Source organism: Nocardia amamiensis (assembly GCF_015477605.1).
Taxonomy (GTDB): Bacteria; Actinomycetota; Actinomycetes; order Mycobacteriales; family Mycobacteriaceae; genus Nocardia; species Nocardia amamiensis_A.
Genome location: NZ_JADLQX010000043.1, coordinates 19,336 through 41,562, shown reverse-complemented (window position 1 = coordinate 41,562; position 22,227 = coordinate 19,336). Strand labels below are relative to the sequence as shown.

Annotated in this window: 7 protein-coding genes; 4 read left to right on the top strand and 3 right to left on the bottom strand. The window is 67.3% G+C overall.

What is annotated here, in order from left to right; genetic code table 11:
- Positions 1-45 precede the first annotated feature (45 nt).
- From eccD to IU459_RS33555, 4 genes are all read left to right on the top strand, one after another.
- Positions 46-1,503 (top strand): type VII secretion integral membrane protein EccD, encoded by a 1,458-nt coding sequence (gene eccD, locus IU459_RS33570; RefSeq protein WP_324199127.1) that lies wholly within the window; start codon positions 46-48, stop codon positions 1,501-1,503.
- Positions 1,481-2,893, top strand: coding sequence for a type VII secretion-associated serine protease mycosin (gene mycP, locus IU459_RS33565; protein WP_228838879.1), 1,413 nt, complete (start codon positions 1,481-1,483; stop codon positions 2,891-2,893). Before eccD ends, mycP begins: the two co-directional genes overlap by 23 nt.
- An 11-nt stretch (positions 2,894-2,904) precedes the next feature.
- Entirely contained in the window at positions 2,905-6,939 is a 4,035-nt protein-coding gene (gene eccCa, locus IU459_RS33560) for a type VII secretion protein EccCa (protein ID WP_195133620.1), read from the top strand.
- 64 nt (positions 6,940-7,003) lie between these two features.
- Positions 7,004-7,258: a hypothetical protein gene (locus IU459_RS33555; RefSeq protein ID WP_228838878.1), complete on the top strand. Its 255-nt coding sequence runs from the start codon at positions 7,004-7,006 to the stop codon at positions 7,256-7,258.
- 45 nt (positions 7,259-7,303) lie between these two features.
- Here the strand turns inward: IU459_RS33555 and IU459_RS33550 are convergent, their stop codons facing one another.
- Genes IU459_RS33550 through IU459_RS33540 form a run of 3 tightly spaced genes read right to left on the bottom strand, consistent with a single transcriptional unit; the run spans position 7,304 to position 22,166 of the window.
- Complete coding sequence (locus IU459_RS33550) at positions 7,304-7,834, bottom strand: type VII secretion system-associated protein (protein ID WP_195133618.1); 531 nt, start codon at positions 7,832-7,834, stop codon at positions 7,304-7,306.
- 26 nt (positions 7,835-7,860) lie between these two features.
- On the bottom strand, positions 7,861-20,625 hold the full coding sequence (locus IU459_RS33545) for a preprotein translocase subunit SecA (RefSeq protein ID WP_195133617.1): 12,765 nt from the start codon (positions 20,623-20,625) through the stop codon (positions 7,861-7,863).
- Positions 20,625-22,166: a hypothetical protein gene (locus tag IU459_RS33540; protein WP_195133616.1), complete on the bottom strand. Its 1,542-nt coding sequence runs from the start codon at positions 22,164-22,166 to the stop codon at positions 20,625-20,627. The genes IU459_RS33545 and IU459_RS33540 overlap by 1 nt, the downstream gene beginning before the upstream one ends.
- Positions 22,167-22,227 lie beyond the last annotated feature (61 nt).

Genomic DNA, 22,227 nt, shown 5'->3' with positions numbered 1-22,227 from the left:
GCTACCTTCCCGATCGTCGTAACCAGGGAATTCGGGAGTTGTCACGTGATCGAGTCAACGGCGATCGAGCCGCAGCTGTGCAGAGTCTCGGTGATCGGCGGGAACACTCAGGTCGATGTCGCGCTGCCCGCCACGATCCCGATCGCCAATTTCATTCCAGATGTGGTGACACTCATCGCCTCTCGCAATCCGGACCTGTCCGAACACGAGGAGGATGGGCCGCTGGCCGCCCGGCATTGGACGCTGTCCCGGCTGGGCCACACCGCGATCGATCCGGTCCGGACGCTCACCGAGGCCGAGGTCTTCGACGGCGACCTGCTGGTGCTGAGCGCGGTGGATTCGGTCGACTCCCCTGCGCTCTTCGATGACGTGATCGACGCCGTGGCCCGGCTGACCGACAACTCGTTTCGCGGCTGGACCGCCGAGTCCGCGGGTCTGGCCGGGCTCGGCGGCGCGATCGCCGCGGTCGCGAGCGCGTGCCTCCTGTTGCTGTACGCGGCGGGACACGGGGCCGGCGGATGGGCCGGTGCTGCGGGCGTCGGGTTCGGGCTCCTCGTCCTGGTCGGAGCCGGGCTCGTCGCCCGGTGGTATGCCGCGACACTGCCCGCCACGGTCCTCGCGCTGTGCGGGTTGCTGCTGATGGGCACCGGGGCCGCGGCGCTCGTGCCCGGTCGGCCGGGCGCACCGCACCTGCTGCTGAGTTGTGCCGTCACGATGCTGCTCGCGACGATCGCGATGCGGGTGATTGCGGTGCGCCCAACCATGTTCACCGCCGTCATCACGATCACGGCGTTCGGCCTCGGCGCCGCGGGTACGACCACGGTGTGGCAGGTGGCACCGTCCAAAACCGCGGCCGGAGTCATCTTCATCGCACTGCTCGGCATCACGCTGACGCCGCGGATCGCGGTCGCGGCCGCGCGGCTGCCGGTGCCGCCGGTGCCGACCGCGGGCGGAGTGATCGATCCGCGTGACCATGAGCCCCGGCCGACCATCGAGGGCATCGGCGCGATCGGCGCGACCTCGATCCCCTCGGCGGCCGGGCTGGGCGAACGGTCCCGTCGGGCCAACGACTATCAGTCCGGGATGATCGCCGGGATCGTGACGGTGACGGTGTGCGCGACGATCATGGTGGTCGCGGCGGCCCGGGAGCACCTCTGGCAAACCGCGTTGCTGGCGGTGGCGGTCGGCATCGTGCTGGCCCGGCGCGGGCGTGCCTTCTCTGACCTCACCCAGGCTGCGCTGCTGGTGCTCGGCGGCTGCTCGGCGCTGATCCCGCCGATGGTGCTGCTCGGCACCCAACTCACCGATGCCGCGTTGCCCGCCGCGGGCGCGCTGCTCGTCGTCGCGGCACTCGCGCTGCTGATCGGGGTGGCCGGGCCGAAGCTCGAGATCTCGCCGGTCGTGCAGCGGGCCGGTGAGCTGCTGGAGTACCTGATGATCTGCCTGATCGGGCCACTGGTCTTCTGGATCATCGACGTCTATGCCCTGGCCCGCAATGCGTGACCACGCACGATCGGCGCCGGCCGCGCTCGCCGTCGCGGCACTCGCGATCACGGCGGCGTTGCAGCCCGCCGGTCCAGCCAGGGCCGTCGTGCCGCCAGGGGTCGATCCGGGCCTGCTGATCACCGGCGCCCCGGTGGCCCCGCCGGAACCCTCGCAACAGCGACTGCTGTGCTCGGAACCCAGCTGGACCGGACCATCTCCGGTCGGGGTGCCCGCCGCGCAAAAGGCGCTCGGGGTCGCCGCTGCCTGGGAATTCGGTCGCGGCGCGGGACAGGTTGTCGCGGTGATCGACACCGGAGTCAATCGCCATCCGCGGTTGACGGTCGACGCGGGCGGGGACTACGTCTCCGATTCCGACGGCACGACCGACTGCGACGGGCACGGCACCCTGGTCGCGGGGATCATCGCCGCGCACCCGTCCCCGGACGGCGGCGATGGTTTCGCCGGTGTCGCCCCGGGCGCCACGGTGCTGGCGATCCGGCAGACCAGCCTGGCCTATCAAGCCAAGAACAGCTACCGCAATGACCGGCCGGACGGCATGTCGGCCGGTGGGTACGGCACCGTCGCCACCCTCGCGCATGCCGTGGTCCGCGCGGTGGATCTGCACGCGACGGTCGTCAACATCTCCGAAGTGTCCTGCCGGCCCGCCGGTTCCGGCCCGGTGGACGGGATGCTCGGCGCCGCACTGAAATACGCTTACGACCGCGATGTCGTCGTCGTAGCGGCCGCGGGAAACCTGCAATCGCAGGGCGCGTGCAAGGAGCAGAACGGCGCCGGCTGGGATTCGGTCAGAACCATCGCGACGCCCGCGTGGTTCTCGCCCTATGTGCTCTCGGTGGCCTCGGTCGAGCCGGACGGCTCGCCGTCGCCGTTCACGCTGTACGGGCCGTGGGTCTCGGTGGCCGCCCCCGGCAGCAACCTGATTTCACTCGACAGCAAACCTGGTGGCACCGGCCTGGTCAACGGCACCCCGCAGGCCGACGGTCAGGTATCGCCGGTCGCGGGAACCAGCTTTTCCAGCGCCTACGTCGCAGGCCTGGCGGCCCTTGTGCGCGCACGCTTTCCGCAGCTGTCCGCCAAAGAGGTGATGGATCGCATCATCGGCACGGCGCATGCCCCCGGCGACGGCCACGACGCCCGGATCGGCGCGGGCATGGTCGACCCGGTAGCCGCGCTCACCGCCGTACTGCCGAATCCGCCGCTCCATGATCCGGCGGCCGGCGAACAGATCGCGGGCCCGACCCCGATCGCACCGGTGAACCCGTGGCCGCGGCGCATCGGCGTGACGGGCGCCGCGATCTGCCTGACCCTGCTCGCCATCTTCTCGACGCTGTCGATCCCCTTCCGCCGCAAGCAGCGCATGCCGCTCGTTCTGCCCGGCGACGACTGAACGGAACAGCCATGAGTACACAAGGTTTCATTCGGCTGGCCCGGATCGCGCCGCCGCGGCCGCCCGGCGGCGACGTGGTGCTCAACGCACCGCCGGAGATCACCGCGCCGGTGCCCGGCCCGCTGTGGCAGCGCCTGCTTCCGCTGGTCATGGTGGTCGCCATGGTCGGCATGATGGCGCTGATGTTCACCATGAGCGGCCGGTCGATGCTGACCAACCCCATGGCCATGATGTTCCCGATGATGATGCTGATGTCGATGGTCGGCATGTTCGCCGGTCGCACCGGCGGCGGTGGCAAGAAGGCGGCCGAGCTCAATGAGGAACGCAAGGACTATTTCCGCTACCTCGATCAATTGCGCCGCGACGTCCGCAGCACTGGCACCGCGCAGCGGGCGGCATTGATCTGGAGCCACCCGCACCCGGTCGACCTGCACGCCCTGATCGGCACCCGGCGGATGTGGGAACGCCGGCCCGGCGACCCCGACTTCGGGCATGTCCGGATCGGCGTCGGCAGCCATCGCATCGCCACCAAGCTGGCCAGGCCCGAGACCGGCCCGCTCGAAGACCTGGAACCGGTGGCGACGGTGGCGCTGCGCCGGTTCGTGCGCACTCACTCGGTCGTGCACGGCCTGCCGACCGCCATCTCGCTGCGCGCGTTCCCCGCGGTCAACATCGAAGGCCCGCGGGAGCACGGGCGCGCTCTGCTCCGATCGATACTGATGGAACTGGCCACTTTTCACGGTCCGGACTTCATGATCTTCGCCATCGTCACCGCCGAACCCGACGCGGAGACCTGGCAATGGACGAAATGGCTTCCGCACCTGCAACATCCGCGCGACCGCGACGGGATCGGCTCGGCGCGCACGGTTTACGAGTCGCTCTCGGAGCTCGAGACCGCATTGAGCGAGGACCTGCTCGAACGAGGCCGGTTCCTGCGCAACGCACCGCCGACCACGGGGCGATTGCACGTGGTCGTCGTCATCGACGACGGCTATGTCAGCGGTTCCGAACGCACGATCAGCGACGCGGGCCTCGACTCGGTCACCGTATTGGACCTGACCGCGCCACCAGCCGGGCTCGCGGTCCGGCGCGGCCTGCAATTGGTCGTCGACGAGGACGTGATCGGCGCGCGCACCGGCGGGTCGGTGGAGAATTTCGCGGGTCCCGATCGGCTGAGCCCCGAGGTGGCCGCCACCTTCGCGCGCGCCATGGCTCGGTTCCGGATCGCCACCACCGCCCAGATCGTCAATCTCGGCGACGACGTCTCCGGCGATCCCGGTCTGATGTCGCTGCTGTCGATTCCCGACGCCGCGACGATCGACGCCGAGTCCGTGTGGCGGCCCCGCTCCGCGCGCGAACGCCTCCGGGTTCCGATCGGCGTCACTCCCGACGGCACGCCCGTCGAGATCGACATCAAGGAATCCGCGGAGAGCGGCATGGGCCCGCACGGATTGTGTATCGGTGCTACAGGTTCGGGCAAGTCGGAGTTCCTGCGCACGCTGGTGTTGTCGATGGTGACCACCCACTCGCCGGATCTGCTCAACCTCGTCCTGGTCGACTTCAAGGGCGGTGCGACCTTCCTCGGCCTCGACCCCCTCCCCCATGTTTCCGCGGTGATCACCAATCTCGAGGAAGAACTCTCGATGGTCGACCGCATGCGTGACGCTCTCGCCGGTGAATTGACCCGCCGTCAGGAATTGCTCCGAGCGACCGGGAACTTCGCCAATGTCACCGAATACGAGAAGGCGCGCACCAACGGAGCCCAGCTCGATCCACTACCGGCACTGTTCATCATCGTCGACGAGTTCTCCGAATTGCTCTCGCAGAAGCCGGATTTCGCGGAGCTCTTCGTGATGATCGGCCGGCTCGGGCGATCGCTGCGGGTGCATCTCCTGCTGGCATCGCAGCGCCTCGAGGAGAACCGGCTGCGCGGTCTGGACTCGCACCTGTCCTACCGAATCGGCCTGCGCACCTTCTCCGCTGGCGAGTCCCGCCAGGTGCTCGGCATCACCGACGCCTATCACCTGCCCGGTCAACCCGGCGCCGGCTATCTCAAGAGCGATTCCTCGGACCCGCTGCGGTTCAACGCGACCTACGTGTCGGGTACCTATGTGCCGCCCGCCGGTGACCGTGCCGTCGCCGAGGCGACCGGCACAGCGGGCGCGGTCGACCTCTTCACCGCCGCGGCCGTCGCGGTCCGCGCGGCGCAGCCGGTCCCGGTGGAACTGCCGGACCTGAGCGAACTGCTCGGCGAAACCGCGACCGAACCCCTCGCCCCCACGCACGAGCAGTCACTGCTGCAGGTGGTGGTCGAGCGGTTGACCGGGCACGGCAGACCCGCGCACGAAGTCTGGCTGCCGCCGCTCGAGATCTCGCCCACCGTGGATATGCTGCTGCCCGAGCAGGATTGGCGTTCGGAGAGCAACCGCAACGGCAATCTGTGGTTGCCGATCGGCATCGTCGACAAGCCCTACGAGCAGCGGCGCGATGTCCTCACGATCGAGCTGGCCGGCGCCCAGGGCAATATCGCGGTGGTCGGTGGGCCGCAGTCGGGCAAGTCGACCACCCTGCGCACCATCATCACGGCTGCCGCGGCCACTCACACCCCCGAGCAGGTGCAGTTCTACTGCCTCGATTTCGGTGGCGGCACACTGTCCGCGCTCGCCGGTCTCCCGCACGTCGGGTCGACGGCAGGTCGCCTCGAGGGCGACCGCGTCCGGCGGATAGTGGCCGAGCTCAGCATGCTGTTGCGGCAGCGTGAACGCCGCTTTCTCGACCTCGGCATCGAGAACATGCGCGACTTCCGGAAACTGAAGGCACAGCTCGCCGAGCTGCCCGAGGGCGAACGCGCGGCGCACCCGCTCTCGGCCGACCTGTTCGGCGATGTCTTCCTGGTCATCGACGGCTGGGCGGCGTTCCGGGAGGATTTCGACATCGTCGAAGGCCAGGTGCTCGGTTTGGCCGCGCGCGGTCTGTCCTACGGCATCCACCTCGTGCTCGGCGCCAACCGGTGGGCCGAGATCCGGCCGGTGGTGAAGGATCAGATCGGCACCAGGATCGAACTACGCCTCGGCGACCCGTCGGACTCGGAGATGGATCGTCGTGCGGCAGTGGGCGTTCCGATCAATCGCCCGGGCCGCGGCATGACTCCCGACAAACTGCACATGTTGATCGCGCTGCCCCGCCTCGACACCGACGTCGACCCGGGGACCCTCGCCGAGGGCGTCGCCGCGGCCAAGGAAGCGATGGTGCGGGTCTACGGTGACCGCCACGCACCCGCCGTGCGCCAACTCCCGCTGGAACTGGACCGGGCACAGGTGCTGGAAACCGCACGGGCGCAGGGCCTGCGCCTGGATAACAAGCGGGTCCTGATCGGACTGAGCGAATCGGAACTGGCGCCGATGGTGCTCGACTTCGAGGAGCAACCGCACCTGCTGGTCTTCGCCGACGTCGGCTGCGGCAAGACCACACTGCTGCGCAATATCGCGCAGGGAATCGTGGAGAACTCCAGCCCGAACGATGCCCGGGTCATTATGGTCGACTATCGCCGCACCATGCTCGGCGCCATCGATGGCCCGCATCTGGCCGGATATTCGACCTCGGCGCAAACCTCGGTCCCGACCCTCAAAGAGGTTGCGGGATTTGTGTCCCAGCGGATGCCGGGCGCCGACATCACCCCCACGCAGCTTCGGGAACGCAGCTGGTGGACCGGCCCGGAGGTCTATGTGATCGTCGATGACTACGACATGGTGGCGTCGAACAATCCGCTGCTGCCGCTGATGGATCTGCTTCCGCAGGCCCGCGATATCGGTCTGCACGTGGTGATCGCGCGGCGAGCCGGCGGCGCGTCGCGTGCGCTCTACGACAATGTCCTCGGCCCGCTCAAGGACATGTCGGTCGACGGCATTCTGATGAGCACCCCCAAGGACGAGGGTGTGCTGCTCGGTGACGTGCGCCCGGCGCAGTATCCGCCGGGACGGGGCATGCTGGTGTCACGCACGCGTGGGCGCGAGCTCGTCCAGATCTGTCAGCTGCCCGCCCTGTGATTCGGTCCGATCGGAAAGGCCTGTGATGAACGAGCCGAGCGTCCCCGAGCACCTGCCGAGAATCGTGGCCGAGCGCGGCGATCGAGCTCCGGTCGTCGCGGTCGGCAGCGTGTGCATCGTGGTCGACGCGCGTGTGGTCGATGCCGCGGGTCGCTACACGGTGGCGCCGGCTGATCTCCAGGTACTCGCCCTGGCCGCACTGCTCGCCCGGCCGGGCTTCACGCGGCGCGACGAACCGGTACCCGACCGGCTGCTGACGCCCGAGCACATCACCGAAATGCGGTATCAGTCAAACGCTTTTGAGGAATCTCGGTTCTGAACGACGGTCGCTGAGCCGGCGCACGCCCGCTCAGCGACCACACACTCAGGTCGCGACGGCGACCGCCGCCTTGACCGCACCAGCGAGCAGCCGCATCGATGCGGGAGCGCCGGGATTGATCAGGACATCGATGCCCTCCTCCGGCAGCGCCGCGGCGAGTTCGGCCATCGAGACCTCGGTCCAGCCTTCGACCTGCGCGTGCCGGCGGTGCTCGGGCGCCGAGGTCACCAGCACGCAGGGGATCTGATCCGGGGACGCCGCGACGACCGGATTGCCGTTCTCGTCGACCGCGACACCGACTACCGCACCGCGTAGGGTCGCGAGCAGCTGGCCCGGTTCGGCCCGCTTCTCCAGGACCAGCCGCAATGTCGCGTCGATCGGGTCGATGAACGACCCCTCGTCGGCGGGGCGATAGTCCGGGTTGGGCTGGAATTCGCCTGCTGTGCCGTCGGCATCGACGAACCAGCCACCCAGCACCGCGTGTGCGGGCGGGCGATCGTCCTCGTCGGCGGGCTGCCAGCCCGGATCGATCAGGAACAGCCATTCCGCGTCGTTGTCGTTGCTCTGCTCGGTCATTGATGAGCCCTTCTCGATCAGTCTTCTCAGCTGGATTCGGTCGAATCGGGGTGTGGCGGTGGGTGCCGGGTATGGTCGTGCCGGATCTGCCGGCCGTTGTGATAGGACATCCAGCCGGCATTGTGGCTCGCACCCAGCCAGCTGATCCGTATCGGCGGCCCCTCCTCCTTGTCGACCCGCAGGACATGAAAGTTGACGGTGCCAGTGCTCGCATGGACCGGGCGCCCCGGGAACATCCTGCCGAAGACCTCGGCGAAACCGGATCCCGCAACGCCCGCTGCCGCCTTGCATGCCATCAAGACGAACGATTTCGGCGTCCCCAGCGCGGCGGCGAGCCCGGAGGCAAGCGCGGCGCCGAAAGGGTGCGCGGACTGGACGATCGAGGCAAAGGTCCTCCCGTCGACGTCGATGGTCACCCCGGATCGCAGGTTGATTTCGAAGAGGTTCGCATCGGCGTGCGCACTGATATATACCGGTCCATTCTTCCCGTTCGCATAGTCGAGGGCCCACGGCGCACGGACGTTTTCGGTGCGAGAAGACCCTTCCTGCAGGATTCGTTGCACCACCACACTCAAATCGTCGTCGCCGTCGCGCATTCTGGTGACCACGTTGTGGAAATTCTCCGTCCGCGCCCACAACAGCTCGCCCTCGAGATGGCCTGGCTGATGAAAGCTGACTCCGATCGCAGTGCCGCGGTGATCGAGCATCGGGTTGACGAGTACGTCCGCGCCGAAGAAGCCGATTACCCGGTCGTCGCTGGTCACCCCGAAGTACGGTTCCTCACCGAAAAATGCCTCCGTCGAGCGCAACTGCTCGACCCAGTCGACGATATCGGTGTCATTCGCCGTCTGTTCGACGAATGCCGCCCTGCCATCGGTGGCCGGAGCGTCGTACCTCGTCGCGGCGTGGTCGGTCGCGACGGCGTTCAGGTAGGACATCCACCCCGCGTTGTCGCCGGCGGCCAGCAGGCCCACCCCGCGACCACTCTCCGCATGGACATCGACATCGCCGCGAGACCCGTAGATCCGGCGGTCGGGGAAAGTCCGGTGCAGTGCGGCCGAGAACTCTTCGCCCGCCGAGCCGTTCGCTACCGCACAAGCGATCATGACGACCGACCGCGACGGACCCGATGTCATTGCCGCCTGAAAGGTCGGCGACGCCTGCACGATGGCAGCGAAGGTCGTACCGTCGACGGCGATCGACCGCCCGGCGCGCGAGCGGACTTCGAAACCGCGGCTGTCGGCGTGCACCGAGATGTAGAACGGTCCCGGCTTGCCCTCCCGGTACTCGGCCACCCACGGAGCCGGGACGAACCGGTCCAACCCGATCCGATTCCGGTCACCGGCGAGCGCGGCGGACCCGGCTTCGCCTGGCCGAGTGCGGAAAACCATCCCGTGGCCGTTCGGCGCGTTCCCCCAGGTACGCAGCACCTCCAACTCGTCGGGCCCGTAAAGGAAGGTGATGCCCACCGTGCGGCCCTGGAGATCCAAGATCGGCTCCTGGATCAGATTCTTCGCGCGGAACCGCACCACGGTGTGCTCAGCGGTGCCGGACAACTTCTTTCCACCGCCCAGCTGTCCGAGTACACCGAGGTGCTTCTTCCAATCGATCGGATGCGAGACGTGCGCGACCGCGTGACCGTCGCCCTCGTCGGCGCCAGGCAACTCGACGCCGAGAAGTTCGGCTGCGTCGGCCGACTGTGCCGGTTCCGGTACCTCCGAATGAGTTCCGACCAGATCGTCGACGCCAGGCGGGGCGAGCCGGTCGAGTCCGAACAGGCCGCGCGCACCCGGACCACAGATCGCGAGGGTGGCGAATTTGTTGAGATGCCGCAGCTCCACGTCCACCACACCGTCGGCCAGGAAGGTGATCCCCGACAGCGGAGGTTGTGCCGATCTGTTCGTGCCCCATGGGTTGCGCAGCCGCAACGCCACCGGGTTGCCGTCCTCATCTCGCTGCACGCCGACTGCCGTGTAGCCGTGATTGCCCGCCAGGCCTGGGAATTGCACGGTGTCGTCGCGACCCCAGTTGCGCGTACCCAGCATCACCAGATCGCCTCGGCCCAAGGCGAAGTCGACGCGTTCGGCGATGTGCCTGCCGGTCTGCTGGTCCAGCTCACGGGTGCGCCAGGACGCCGCCCGGTCCACGGAATCGACGAGGCGCTCGATGTTCGAAGCCCAGCGCGTGCGCTGCTCCGGGCTCAACTCATGGTTCAGGAAGCGCCGGAACCCTTCGGTCGAGCTGGGGTTGTCCGGCCGGATCAGCCGGTAGAACTCACGCACGGCCGCCCACACGTTGTTCCCGTTGCCGGCCACCAGTGCCAGCACCTGTGCGCGATCCGCGTCGGCGCCCATCGGATTCGCCTCGCGTGCGCGATGATCGCGCACCCGATCTTCCCACTCGCCACGCAATGCGGAGACCGCGCGAGCGAACTCGTCATCGCTGCCGGCCAGGCTGCGGAGCTCGTCGATGTCCATGCGCATCGGATGATGGAAATAGGCATCGGTGACCGCCCGGGACGGCTGGAACCGCAATCCGCTGGGCAGCGTCGCGGGCAGCATCGTCGCGGCGGTGGTGCCGGGACTGCCGCCGTCGAGTCCGGCGTAACCGAATTCACCGGCGAAGACCGCGTAGGCCTTCTCCAGGACTGCGGGCCACAACACACCCAGGTCGGCGGCGTAGCGAGTGCTGTTGTCGCCGTCGACATAGAGATCCTTGGAGACCCGCACCCAAGCCGCGTCACCGTTCTTGTCGAAGAACCGGACGGCGACGGAGTCACCGAGATCGGTCATCATCTCGCGGAGCAAGGGCAGCGGGCTGCGAGCCAGCGCCATCATGTTGGCGACCAGGAAGCAGTTGTCCAGCGCGCCCTGCCGCACGTCCGATACCCGGGGACCACTGATCTCATCCCAGAGCGGATTGTTCGCCCGGCGCAGCTCGGGGACGAGCGGACCGAGGATGTCGCTGTCCAGGGTGTGCCAGGTAGCGGCCTTCGGGCGCCCGACCATTGTCCGGCTCGGATCCGGTGTCCCATCGGGATTGTGCGCGTGTTTCACCGCCACGACGGCACGCGGAGGTAGCCAGACCGGGGTGTCGCCGGACCCTTCGATTCCGATACCGGCACGGGCCAGGAAGTAGGTGGTCTCCCAGAAGAATGTGGCGGCATTCTCCTCGAATGCCTCGGCGAGCAACGTCTTACGGATCCGGATCGGACTGGCATCGTGCTTCTGATCCAGCGGAACCAGCCCGATGTATTCGGCGCCGGTGCCGGGATGGCTGAACGTTCCCTTCACGGCGCGCCAGCCGCTGCCGACGTCGAGCCGGTGCGCGGTGCCGAGTCCATCGATCAGCACGCATCGATCGCCGCGAACGAACGCCTCGGCGGCCGGGGCGACGTGCAACGGCAACGCCTCCAGGGTTTCCGTGGTCGGTGGGTGATGCTCCGCCGTCGCAGCGGGTGGGCTCAGCGCCGTTGCCGTCGAGCCGGCGTCCGGGTCGGCGAACAGCGTGGCGAGTTCGTCATCGCTCCATTGGATCTCGGCGGTGTCGGCGAGCAGGCCCGCGCCCGGCGCCGGGTGCCGGGCATCCTCGGACATATCCTCGAGATCGGACGGTTCCTGGAGATCGGACCCGTCGCGCAGCCTGCGTCCGCGCACCGCGTGGTCGAAGGCGTCGTCGAACATGTTTCGGGTGAGCCACTTCCACAGGCGAGCGTCGTTCGCGGCCGCTTCGGCGGGGGTTACCGCCGCGATCACCTCGGTGGTTTCCTTGTTCGGAGAAAAACGCAGCGGAGCGCTGAGCGCGCCACCGATGGTCGATCCGGAGCCGACCACGCCACTCGAAGCGGCGGTCGGGGATAGGTAGCGAGTGGACGCGTGTTCTGTTCGAGTGCCGTTGTTGTGCAATGTCACCCAACCGGCATTGCGGTCCGCCGCGAGCAGGCGATAGTTGATATCCGGCCGTGCCGGATAACGCATGGTCGACTGCCAGACCGAGGTAGCGGCGGCATGAACCGGCGCATGCGGGAAGTTCTGGTGCAGTGTGCGCGCGAACTCCATTGCCGCCGATCCCTTTGCGGGTTTGCAGGCCAGCAGAACGATCGAGGTCGCCTCACCGGTGCTCAGCGGGCCTCGCAATCCCGGGGACCACTCGACGATCTTCGCGAACGTCGTACCGTTCACCTCGAGCGTGGTTCCGGTCCGAAGCCGGATCTCGAACGTGTTCGGACCCGCGTGGGCGGTGACGAAGACCGGTCGGTGTCCGGTCCGGGTGAACTCGGCAACCCACGGCGCGTCGACCACCTCCTGTCCGACCCTGATCGGACCGTGGAAGGCCTGCTTCCCGGTCTGCCCCGGCTGGGTGCGCACCACCTTGTCGTGCCACTCCGTCGCGGCCGCCCAGCGTCGATTCGCGTCGAGTTCCAGATCGAGGTGCTGGAAGCAGACGCCGGTCAATGCTCCGGTCGATCCGAACATCTCGTGCACGACGACGTCGGCGTAGGTGAAATTGATCGGCAGTTCGAAGGCGTTCTTGCCGTGCAGGACGTCCGGATCGTTGGATACCCGCCACGAGTTCAGATACGTGCGCCAGCCACTGCTCACCGCGGGGCCGACGAGTGCCCCGGACTCCGCGGTGGTGTCGGCCACCGTCTCCTCGGCCACCTCGGCCACCTCGCGCACCGCGCCGGTCCGCGTCCCCGTAGATTGCCCGGGTGTCCCGCTCGCCGCGGCGGACGCATGCTTGATCGTATTCTGCTGCACCACCTTCGCGCCATCGGAACCGATGGTGACCCAGCCCCGGTTGTCGTTGACGCCGAGGGTGGCGAAGGTCTTCCCCGCCTTCTTGGCGCTGACCATCACCACGCCCGCGCCCGCGTGCACCGGGGCGGTAGGCAGCAGATCGCGCATCGCCAGCGCGAAATCGGTCGCCGCCGTCCGGTTGCCCGCCTTGCACGAGATCAGCACCAGCGACCGGTCCGTCGCCTGACCACCCGTCCGCAGCGCCTCCTGGAAGTGCTCGGCGGCCTTCACGATCTTGGCGTAGTTGGCACCGTCGACCCGCACCGACCGAGTCGACTCCTGCTTCGTCCCCTTCTTCCAGATGATCTCGACCATGAACCCCTTCGAGTTCGCGTGCGCGTCGATATAGACCGGACCCGGACCGTCCTGGGCATAGTCGATCTTCCATGGAGCGTCGACGACATCCTCACCGAATACCAAGCGCCGCTTGGTGACATCGTCCACGTCCTGGCCGGTGTCGGTCAGCACCACCATGTCCTGTCCGGATGCCGCGCGCGCCCACTTGATCGCCTCACGCTGCCCCTCCGACTTGAGGACGAACGACACTCCGATCGTTGTGCCGTTCTTGTCGAGCAGGGGTCGAGTGAGTACGTCCGAGACTTCGAACACGGTGTGCTGCTTGCTCGCGCCGCGCACGCCTTCCGCGGTGGTCGTCGTCAGGGGCGAGCTCACCGGTGGATCGAGGACTTCTTTCCATTGCCACACGATCGGATTGCGGCTGGAAGCCAGCGAATTCGACCCGGCGAGCTTGGTGGCGGTGGTGGTGGTGGTGGTGGTGGGCGATCCGGTCGCGCCGGTGGGATAGCGGGTGCCGGCGTGCTCGACCCGGGTGCCGTCGCTGTGCAGACTCACCCATCCGGCATTGTTGTCGGCGGCGAGGTAGCGGTAACGAACAGTGGGCACGGCCGGGTTCCGCCAGTTCGAGATCCAGACCGCGCTGGCGGCGGCGTGCACCGGCGCGGCCGGAAACCTCTGGTGCAGCGTAGCCGCGAAATCGGTGGCCGCCGAACCTTTCGCAGGCTCACACGCGACCAGCACGACCGAGCTCGGACCGCCGGCGGCGCGCGCGGCTTCCAGCGCCGGGGACTGCTCGACGAGCTTGGCGAATGTCGCGCCGCTCACCTCGAGCGTCGTTCCGGTCCGCAGCCGGATCTCGAAGGTGTTCGGACCAGCGTGGGCGTTGACGAAAACCGGTTCCCGGCCGACCCCGCCGTATTCGGCCGCCCACGGCGCCGCGACGACCTCGTGCCCGACCCTGGTCTGACCAGCGAAGACATCCTTGCCGGTTTGACCGGGCCGGGTACGCACCACCTTGTCGTGCCACTGTTGCGCTCCCGCCCAGCGCTCGGCCCCCTCGATCTCCGACTCGACGTGCTTGTAACTGACGCCGATCGGCGTCCCCGCCGGTCCGATCAGTTCCTGGGTCACCACGTCGGCGTAGGTGAAACTGACCGTGACGCCCAGGAAGTTCTTGCCGTGCAGCGCATTCGGATCATCGGATACGCGCGAGGAGTTGAGATAGGTTTTCCATCCGCTACTGATCGCGGGGTCCGCCTGCCCCGGCTTGTTCACTATCGGCGGGGCCGTGTGCTTGACTACCTTCCAAGGAATTCCGGCTGCACGGAGCTGATCCCGCAGGTCTGTTTCCGGCTCCCACTTGAAGACCACATGATCGATGTCGGCACTGGTGACGCCACCGTGCACCTGCGCCTCCACATACCCCCACTTCCGGAAATCCGGATGCGTCAGGTCTCGCCGCAGACCGACATGGGCGCTCGGCAGGCCGGGCCTGCGTGGCGGGTAGACGCCGAAGGACTCCGGTGCGGGGTCCTCGAGCCTTGAAGGATAGACATTGGACTGATCCCCGATGGAATCTCCTACGCACACCGTCGTCCGGGCCCGCACCGCGGACTTCAGGACGACCACGGCGTCGCCGTAGACATTCAATCGTTCGTCGTGCAGGTCGCCGACCGGCTGTTCACCGCCGACGCGAACGTACCCGTAGACGGCCCGCTTATCGATCGGATGGTCATTCACGTCATGGCCGAACCAGCGGGCTTCGAGCAGCGCTCGGTCATCCATTCCGGTGCCGGTGTCGCCCAGATCGAATACCGTTTTGAATCGGCCATCCCGCAGTACTTCCAGCAGCGACTCCTCCGAGATCCGCACGGCGATATCTTTGCCCGCGAGTGCCGTGACCAGCTCGGCCTTCATCTCCGCGCGCGCCGTCTCAAGCGAAATATTGTGCTTCTCGGCAAGTTTCGCCGTATGCAGATCGATGCTCCCCAGCTGCTTCGCGCGTGCCACAGCGATGGCGCGCTGCTCCACCGGCAGCGTCGCGAAGTGATTCTCCAACTCGTCGTGCGATGCCGTCCGCTGCGCCGTCAACTCGGCACGCAGTGCGGCATCGTTGCGACTGGCTTTGATCGCGTCGGCCAACTCCGCCAGCCGCCTGCCCAGCACACGACTCGTCGGGTCCGCGAACACTACCGCCGGCGCGGATACGTGGCCGTTGACAAACGCCGCTTCGGGGATATCGTCACGCTGGAGCGGATCGGTTTCCCGGCGAGTCGTCACACCGATCCGATTCGCGTCCACGGACAACCAGCCGACAGTCGACCCGCCGTACAGCGTGAACTTGGTCGAGTCGAGCGGATCAGGACGTCCGTAGACGGACCCGGCGGGCAACATCGACGCCGCCCCGGCGGTGACGACATGCGCCCCCGTCGCCGTCGAGCTCACCACCACCGTGCCGTCATCGCGCGTCCGGGTGGTGAAAAGCTCAGCCACCAGTGCGCTGTCGAGCACCACCGGACCGGAAACCGGATGTTCGATCTCGTGTACGAGGTTCTGCTCATGCGAATAGGTCCGCACCACCGGCATTTCCTCGGTCCCGAACGCGACCAGATGCCCAGTGGTATCGGCTACGAACAGGCCCGGGAAGTCGACGACGGCGAGCGGCGGCACCGGCGGACCGAACTGATCGTCGCCGAACAGCTGCGGCAGTTCGGCACCGGTCAGGTCGTCCGAGAACGAACCGGTATCCGACTCGGATACATCGGTTTCCGGCTGCCCGAGGTCCGCCCGCTGCTCGGGTATCGTCGACGGGATATCCAGGTCCCGTGCGGGTGTGTGTGCTGCCACGCTCGCGGCGCTCGCGACGACGGCGGTCGGCAGCAGCACGGTGCGGCCCATCCGCCGTGCGGCGTTTTCCGCTTGCAGGTGCGACGCCGCGGCCTGCACCGCGGCCTCGGCGGCTTCGCGTTCGGCCGTTGCCGCCCGGTGCGCGTCCCGCGCGATGGTGTAGTCGTCGAAGGCCGCGTCCCGGACCGCGCGGGTCCGCGCGGTGCTACCCGCGGCATCGGCGCTCTCCGCGAGATCCCTTGTAGTCCTTGCCTCGTCGAGCCGGACCGTCGCCTTCTCGTGGCTGGTGACCGCGTCGGTGTAACGAATGATCGTCTGGGCGTGGTGCGGAGCGCCGGCGAACAGCGCGTCATCGGCTGCGAGGAAGTATTCGACACTGCCCTTCTGACCGTTGCGCGCGGCGCGGTTCTCGGCCTGGATATCGATGTCACGCACATCCGACTTGCCCGAAATGCTGACATGCAGGCCACCGACCGCGTTGACGGCATCGCTGATCTCGATATCGACGCCACGGCCGCCTTGGCGGTTGATGATCAGGATCTTGCCGAGCTGACCCGCCTTGTCGAAGATCGCTTTCAGGTCGGCTTCCGCAGTGGGGCCCCGGTCGGCGAACCATCGGGCATCGACGACCTCGTGCGGAATATTCGCGAGCTTCAACCGGGCCGAGATCTCGGCGACCTCACTGTTGCGGTTGGTGATCACCAGCTCGGGACGCGCCTGGGCACTGTGCCGACCGATGAGTTTGTCGGCGATCGCATCATGCTTGGCCGACTGGTTCGGAGCCAGATTCGCCTCGAGAGTATCCAGTTTCGATTCCGTGAAGCGCGGAACCGTGACTACCGGCTTCATCCCGTAGTTGTCGACCAGGTGGCCGGACACCCCCTCGGCCGTGCCCGAAGCGCCCGAGAGCCATTCGTACCGCTCCGCGAGCATGGTCTTGGCGGTGAGGCTTTGTGAAGACACCGAGTCGCCCCGGATCGTGATCCCGTGTTTGGCCTCGATGGCCTGCGCCAAACCGCCGTTCCACCGGCTCTCGGTCGAGGTCGCCGGATCGAACATCACCTTGTGGGTGGTTTGGTCGATGATGTAGACCTTGTCGACGCCGTCGCCACCTCGGTGCACGATGTAGTGGTCGTTCTCGACGAACTCCCAGTGCGCCGAGGCGGCGGAATTCACCCGGTCGATCTGGACGGCGAGGTCGTCGGGGCTCGCGCCGGGATCCTCCTCGGCGAGCAGTCTTCTGACCTTCTCGGCGCCCTCGGCGTTGAGCTTCGCCGGGCCGCCGATCTGCCCGTCCGTCCGATCGAAGTCCGCGGGGCTCAGATCCCCGGAATTCAGCCGATTGTCGAGGAAGAGCCGAGCCGCCATGATGCGGGAGGCGATATGCGGATCCGCGGCCAGGCTGGGGCCGTCGGAGATGATCCAGGTGGTGTCGGCGTAGTACAGCGCCTCGTCGAGTTCGTCGATGACGGCGATATCGCCGCGCATGAACTTGCCGCGGAGTTGCCCGAATGCCGCATCGTCGAGGGTGCCGATATAGATGGTCGGCTTCACCGGATCGAGGCCGGTCTCGTCGGCGCCGTTCGGGTTCATCCTGACCACGTTGAACACGTCCGGGCCGAGCACCCCGAGAACCTGTTTGTACAGGTTGACCGCATCGTTGGCCAGAGTGTCGCGAGTGGTGAAGACGTGCACCGAGTCACCGGCGGCGGCCTTCAGAATCGAATCGGCGAGGAAGACGAACGTCTTGCCCTCGCCCGCGTCCATATTGATGGGGCCCTCGCGCATTCCCATAGTGCCCATGACCTGGGTCCAGCGCAGGACCTTGCCCGGCGCCACCTCCGCACCGTCGTCGTCGAGCTTCGTTGTCCCGCGCCGGATGGTTTCGACGGCGGCGGTCACCGCGCGGTGATATTTCGCAACGCTTTCCGCGTCGCGTGCATCGTGGTGGACGCTGCCCCGCAGCGCCTCCCGAAGGTCCTCGGGTGTGGCGTTCTGCCAATCTTCACGCTTGTACATCCGGGTGATGTCTTCGGCTTCCCGGAGGAAGTCCCGCTGCGGCTCATCGGAGACGGCACGGGTGAACGGCTCGGGGCGCTCAGTCGAATCATCGTCTGTCGCAGGGTTGCTTCGCGAAGTCGGCGTCGGTTCGGCGGCCTGCGTCCAACCCTCCCGATCGGAATCGGTGTACTTGCGTCCCTGCTGGTCGTAATGGTCCAGGTCGCCGTAGATCCCGAGCTTTTCCAGCGCGGCTTTCACCCGGGTCGGCGAGGGCTGGTACGCACCTGCCCAGTCGTGCACCGCGACCATTTTCCCGTTGACGAAATGCGCTTGGAAAGCCACGTAAACGCCCGCGTTGTGGAATTGCTCGTGGTGCAGGTTCTTGCCGACGTACCAGTTGCCGTCATGGTCGCCGACCACGGTACGCATCGCGGGCGCGGACATTTCGGCCCAGCGCTTCAGAATCGGGCCCTGGCGCGGCACCTCGATCGTCGTGGCGCCCTTGCGCGGGATCACGTCCGATTCGGGATCCGGCTTACCGTTGGATTCCGAATCGGAGGCTTTGGACCAGAGGCCGTCCTTGTCGATCGTGTACCGGTGATCGGGCAACTCGTCGGTGTTGAACCGGAACACACCACGGGAGTTCCGTTCGTCGTAACCTCGGACGCCGCCGCCCCCGCCGAGACCGTCGGCAGCGTCGGCCGGCTTCTTCTGGCCGAAGCCAGGGCGCATCGGCAAGTCACCGTCCTGGAATGGCCGGAAGAGGTCCCTGCCTTCGTGCGGGGACTTGTTGCCACGGAGCATCTGCATTGTCTGCTCGAAGCCCAGGACTTCCCGGATGAAAGCCTTGCCACCCGGCCAGGCCGGATCGAGCAGCGATGTATCGACCAGCCGCCAGCGCAGGCCGGTGGCCTCGTCGATCTTTCCCACGAGAGCCAGGTCGTCGCTGACGCCCTTTAGGCCTTTGGCGCCCGCGCGGGCCCGCGGTTCGGCCACGGACGCGGCCGAGGTGTCGCGTGCCGGAGCCTTCTCCCCTTTGTCGCCCTGGGGTTTCGGAGCACCGGCTGGTTCCTTGACCGGCGTTGTCTTGTCGGTTGCCGCGGCCGAATTCTCGGGGTTCGGCCGGTTACCCTGCGGAGCGTCCGGCCGGTTCAGGGAGACCGAATCGGTCTCGGGTTGCACGGATTCCGCACGCCGCTGTGCCGGGGACGACGACACCTCGTCCGGCTTGGGCGCGACGGTCGAGTCGGCTTGTTTCGCTTGAATGGACTCCGGAGCATCGAGTGCGCCACCCGCCCGGGGTTGCGCGCGCACCGAGTGGTCACCGGATACGTCGCTCTTCGGTGCCGTCGTCACGTTGTCCCGGCTTGCACCGACTTTGGTGTCCGCGCCACGTTGGGCGGATGGCGACGAACTCGTGGACTTGTCCCCGCCGGTCGCGTTCGACGCCGGCTGCTGGGATGCGTTTGCCGCGTTGTGTGGCTGCGGTACGAGCTGACCGCCGTCGTGCTGCTGCGGCGCGGGCTCGGCCGTATCGGAAGGATGCTGCAGCGCAGTCGATTCCGATTGTTCATGGTTTGCGGGCGCGCGACCGGTGTTCGGTGCGGAAGAGTCGTCACCACCCGATTTCGCGGACGACGACTGCTGCGACAGGTTGTCCTCGGCGGTGTTCCGGTGCGGTGAGCTCACGGTCGAGTCGGTCTGATCACCGCCCTGGTTGGATGCCGGGGACCCACTGCGGTGCTCGGACAGCGATTCGTTCGGCTGCGCGCCACTCCCCGTCCCTGCGTTGACATTCGGCGAGTCCGAAGCACCCTTGGGGGCAGCCGCGGGCCCGGTATCCGAGGCCGACGGCGGCACTTTGGTCGGTGGTGTCGATCCGGCCAGACTGCGCGGGCCGCCGACCGGATCGACGTGCACTTTGCCGCCGCTGGCGCCGGCGCCACGCCAACGTCCCGCGCCGCCGCTGAACGCGCCCGCGGCACCGGCCCCGAGCATCCGCGGGTCCAATTCGAATTCGCCACCGTTGATGACCTGGTTGGCGATGCCACCGCCGACCATGCCGCCGACACCACCGGCGCCGCCCTCGACGGCGCCGCGCATGAGCTGCTGGAACCGGCTGTCGAATTGCGAACGGGTGATCTTTCCGCCCAGGAATGCGAACAGATCACCACCGAGCTTGCCGAACATCGCACCGAACGCACCACCCAGCGCGCCGCCCAGCGCCGCGAACCACAAATCCTTACCGTTGACACCGTCGCGATGTCCGGCCGCCATTTGTCCCAGCTGGATCAGGAGCGTCAGAATCACCTGCTGGCCCATGGCTTTCAGCGCGGCGACGAGCATCTGCCGCAACAGCTGCTTCAAGTATTGGAAGACAATGCGGTACCACCCGATCAACGCCGCCTGAGCCGGGCCGGCGGTCGGCGGGAACAGCCACGCGAGCGCGATCTCGTAGACCAGCTGGACGAGGCCGACGATGATCATGATCTTGTTCTGCTGAATCGCGCAACCGACCTGATCGCACGAATCAGCAATCTGACCGAGCGATTTGGCGATAGCCTGCAACGAGGCCTGATCCGACTCATCGGTGAGGTTCTGCAGGGTGCGCGCCATGGCCGAACCCGCACCGGCCGACGGATACGCCGAGAGAATCTCGTCCACCGCGTCTTCGATGTTCGAGACCAGCCCGGTCAATCCCGCCGAGGCTTCCGACCAGGCGTCAGCCAGGGCGAACATGCCGTTCTCGCTGCCCTCGGGCCACGCGCTACCGGCGACCCAGCTCAACCACCGCAGGTCCTCGGGCAGGTTGATATCGGATTGCCGGACCGCATCGGGAATCGACATCACCGGCCGCCGTCTCGCCGACCGGGCCCATGCCACGGGTCGGCAGCGTCGGGCTCGGGCTCGAACTGTTCCTCGACCGGCGGCTCACGACGCTCTTGCCGCTTCTCCTTGCCAGGGGCCGACTGACCACCACTCCCCATCGCGGACGTCCCCGGCATCCCCGGCATCGAGGCCTGGGGCAGTACGCCCGCACGCGACTGGGCGCCGATGCCACCGGCTTTCGGCACCAGCTTCTCCCCGTCATAGGCCGCCCCGAGCATCCGCGGCAGCGGCGCCGACGGAATGCCGCCACCCTTGCCGCCGGTCGTCGGACCACCGGCCTTGTCGACCGGCACAACCGTTCCCGGATCGGCCGCGCGGTACGCGTTCGGACCGAGAGCACCGGGGAACGCTGGCACGCCGGGGTGTGCCGGGATGCCGCCGAGCGTCGGTCCCGGCGTCGCGAGTGCGTCGATCGGGTTCGAGGAGGAAGCCTTTACGCTCAGTGGCGCGGCAGGATCGGGAGTACCGGTAGTCGCGAGATTCGGCGTGGAAGGCCCGTTCGGCAGGTCGGCATCCGGGTCACCGGCCGAGGAACCAGCGGGATCAGAACCACCGGAATTCGAGCCACCGCCGGTGTATCCACCCGAATTCTGTCCGCCTCCATTGCCGGACTGCTGGTCCTGATCACCCGGCGGCGGGCCGGACGGGTTGTTGTTTCCGGTGTTCTTGCCGAAGCTCGGATCGGAGCTGAGCGGGCCCTTGTACGGACCGGGGTCGCCACTGGCGTTCTCGTCCACGTAGTTCTTCAGGATCCACTGGGCGTAGAGGTCCTCGCCCGCGGCAAATGCTTTGCCCGCCTGCTCGATAGTGGTGCCATAGTTGACCAGCAACTGTCCGAAGATCGGAATCGCCCCGGTGGCGTCCGACCCCCGGCTCGCGTTGCCCACCAGCGCTTCGGCCGACGCCGAATAACCCGTCGCGCCCTCGGCGAACTGTTTACCGAACTCGTCTGCGCCCCATGGATTTCCCAGCCGCTGCAAGGAGTCGCTCAGGGTGCTGAGAATGTCGAACAGACCCTTCGGCGCGCTCGGCAGTTCTGCGAGCCGCTTACCCTTGTTGATCAGATCTTGCGGATCGACCTTGATCGGGCCGCCACCGGAGTTGTAATTGGCCGGGCCGCCGCTGTAGGGGTTGCCGCCGCCGTTGGAGTTCGAACCGCTGTTGGGCTTGCCGCCAGTGTTCGGGTTCCCACTGCTCGGGCGGTTGTTGCCGGGTGGAGCGCCACTCGGCCCCGCACCGCCGCCTTTCGGCGCGGGCTTACCGGAGCCACCCTTGTCCGAACCGCCTCCGGGCGGTAAGGCGGGATCATGCTTTTTGCCGTCTTTTCCGTCTTTTTCATCTTCGGGCTTGCCGTCGCCGTCGAGATCCCAGGGAAACCCGGACGATTGCCAGTCCCCCTTCAGATCCACGAACGACAACCCCGCCGGCAACCCGAATTGCCCCGACTCACCGATCAGCGAAAGGAACGGGTTGCTACCGGCGTCAGGGTTAGGTGCCACAGGGCGATCGTGCCGTCGCCCTCGTGCCGCTCGCGCGGCACGCCGACGGAGTTCACCGAAC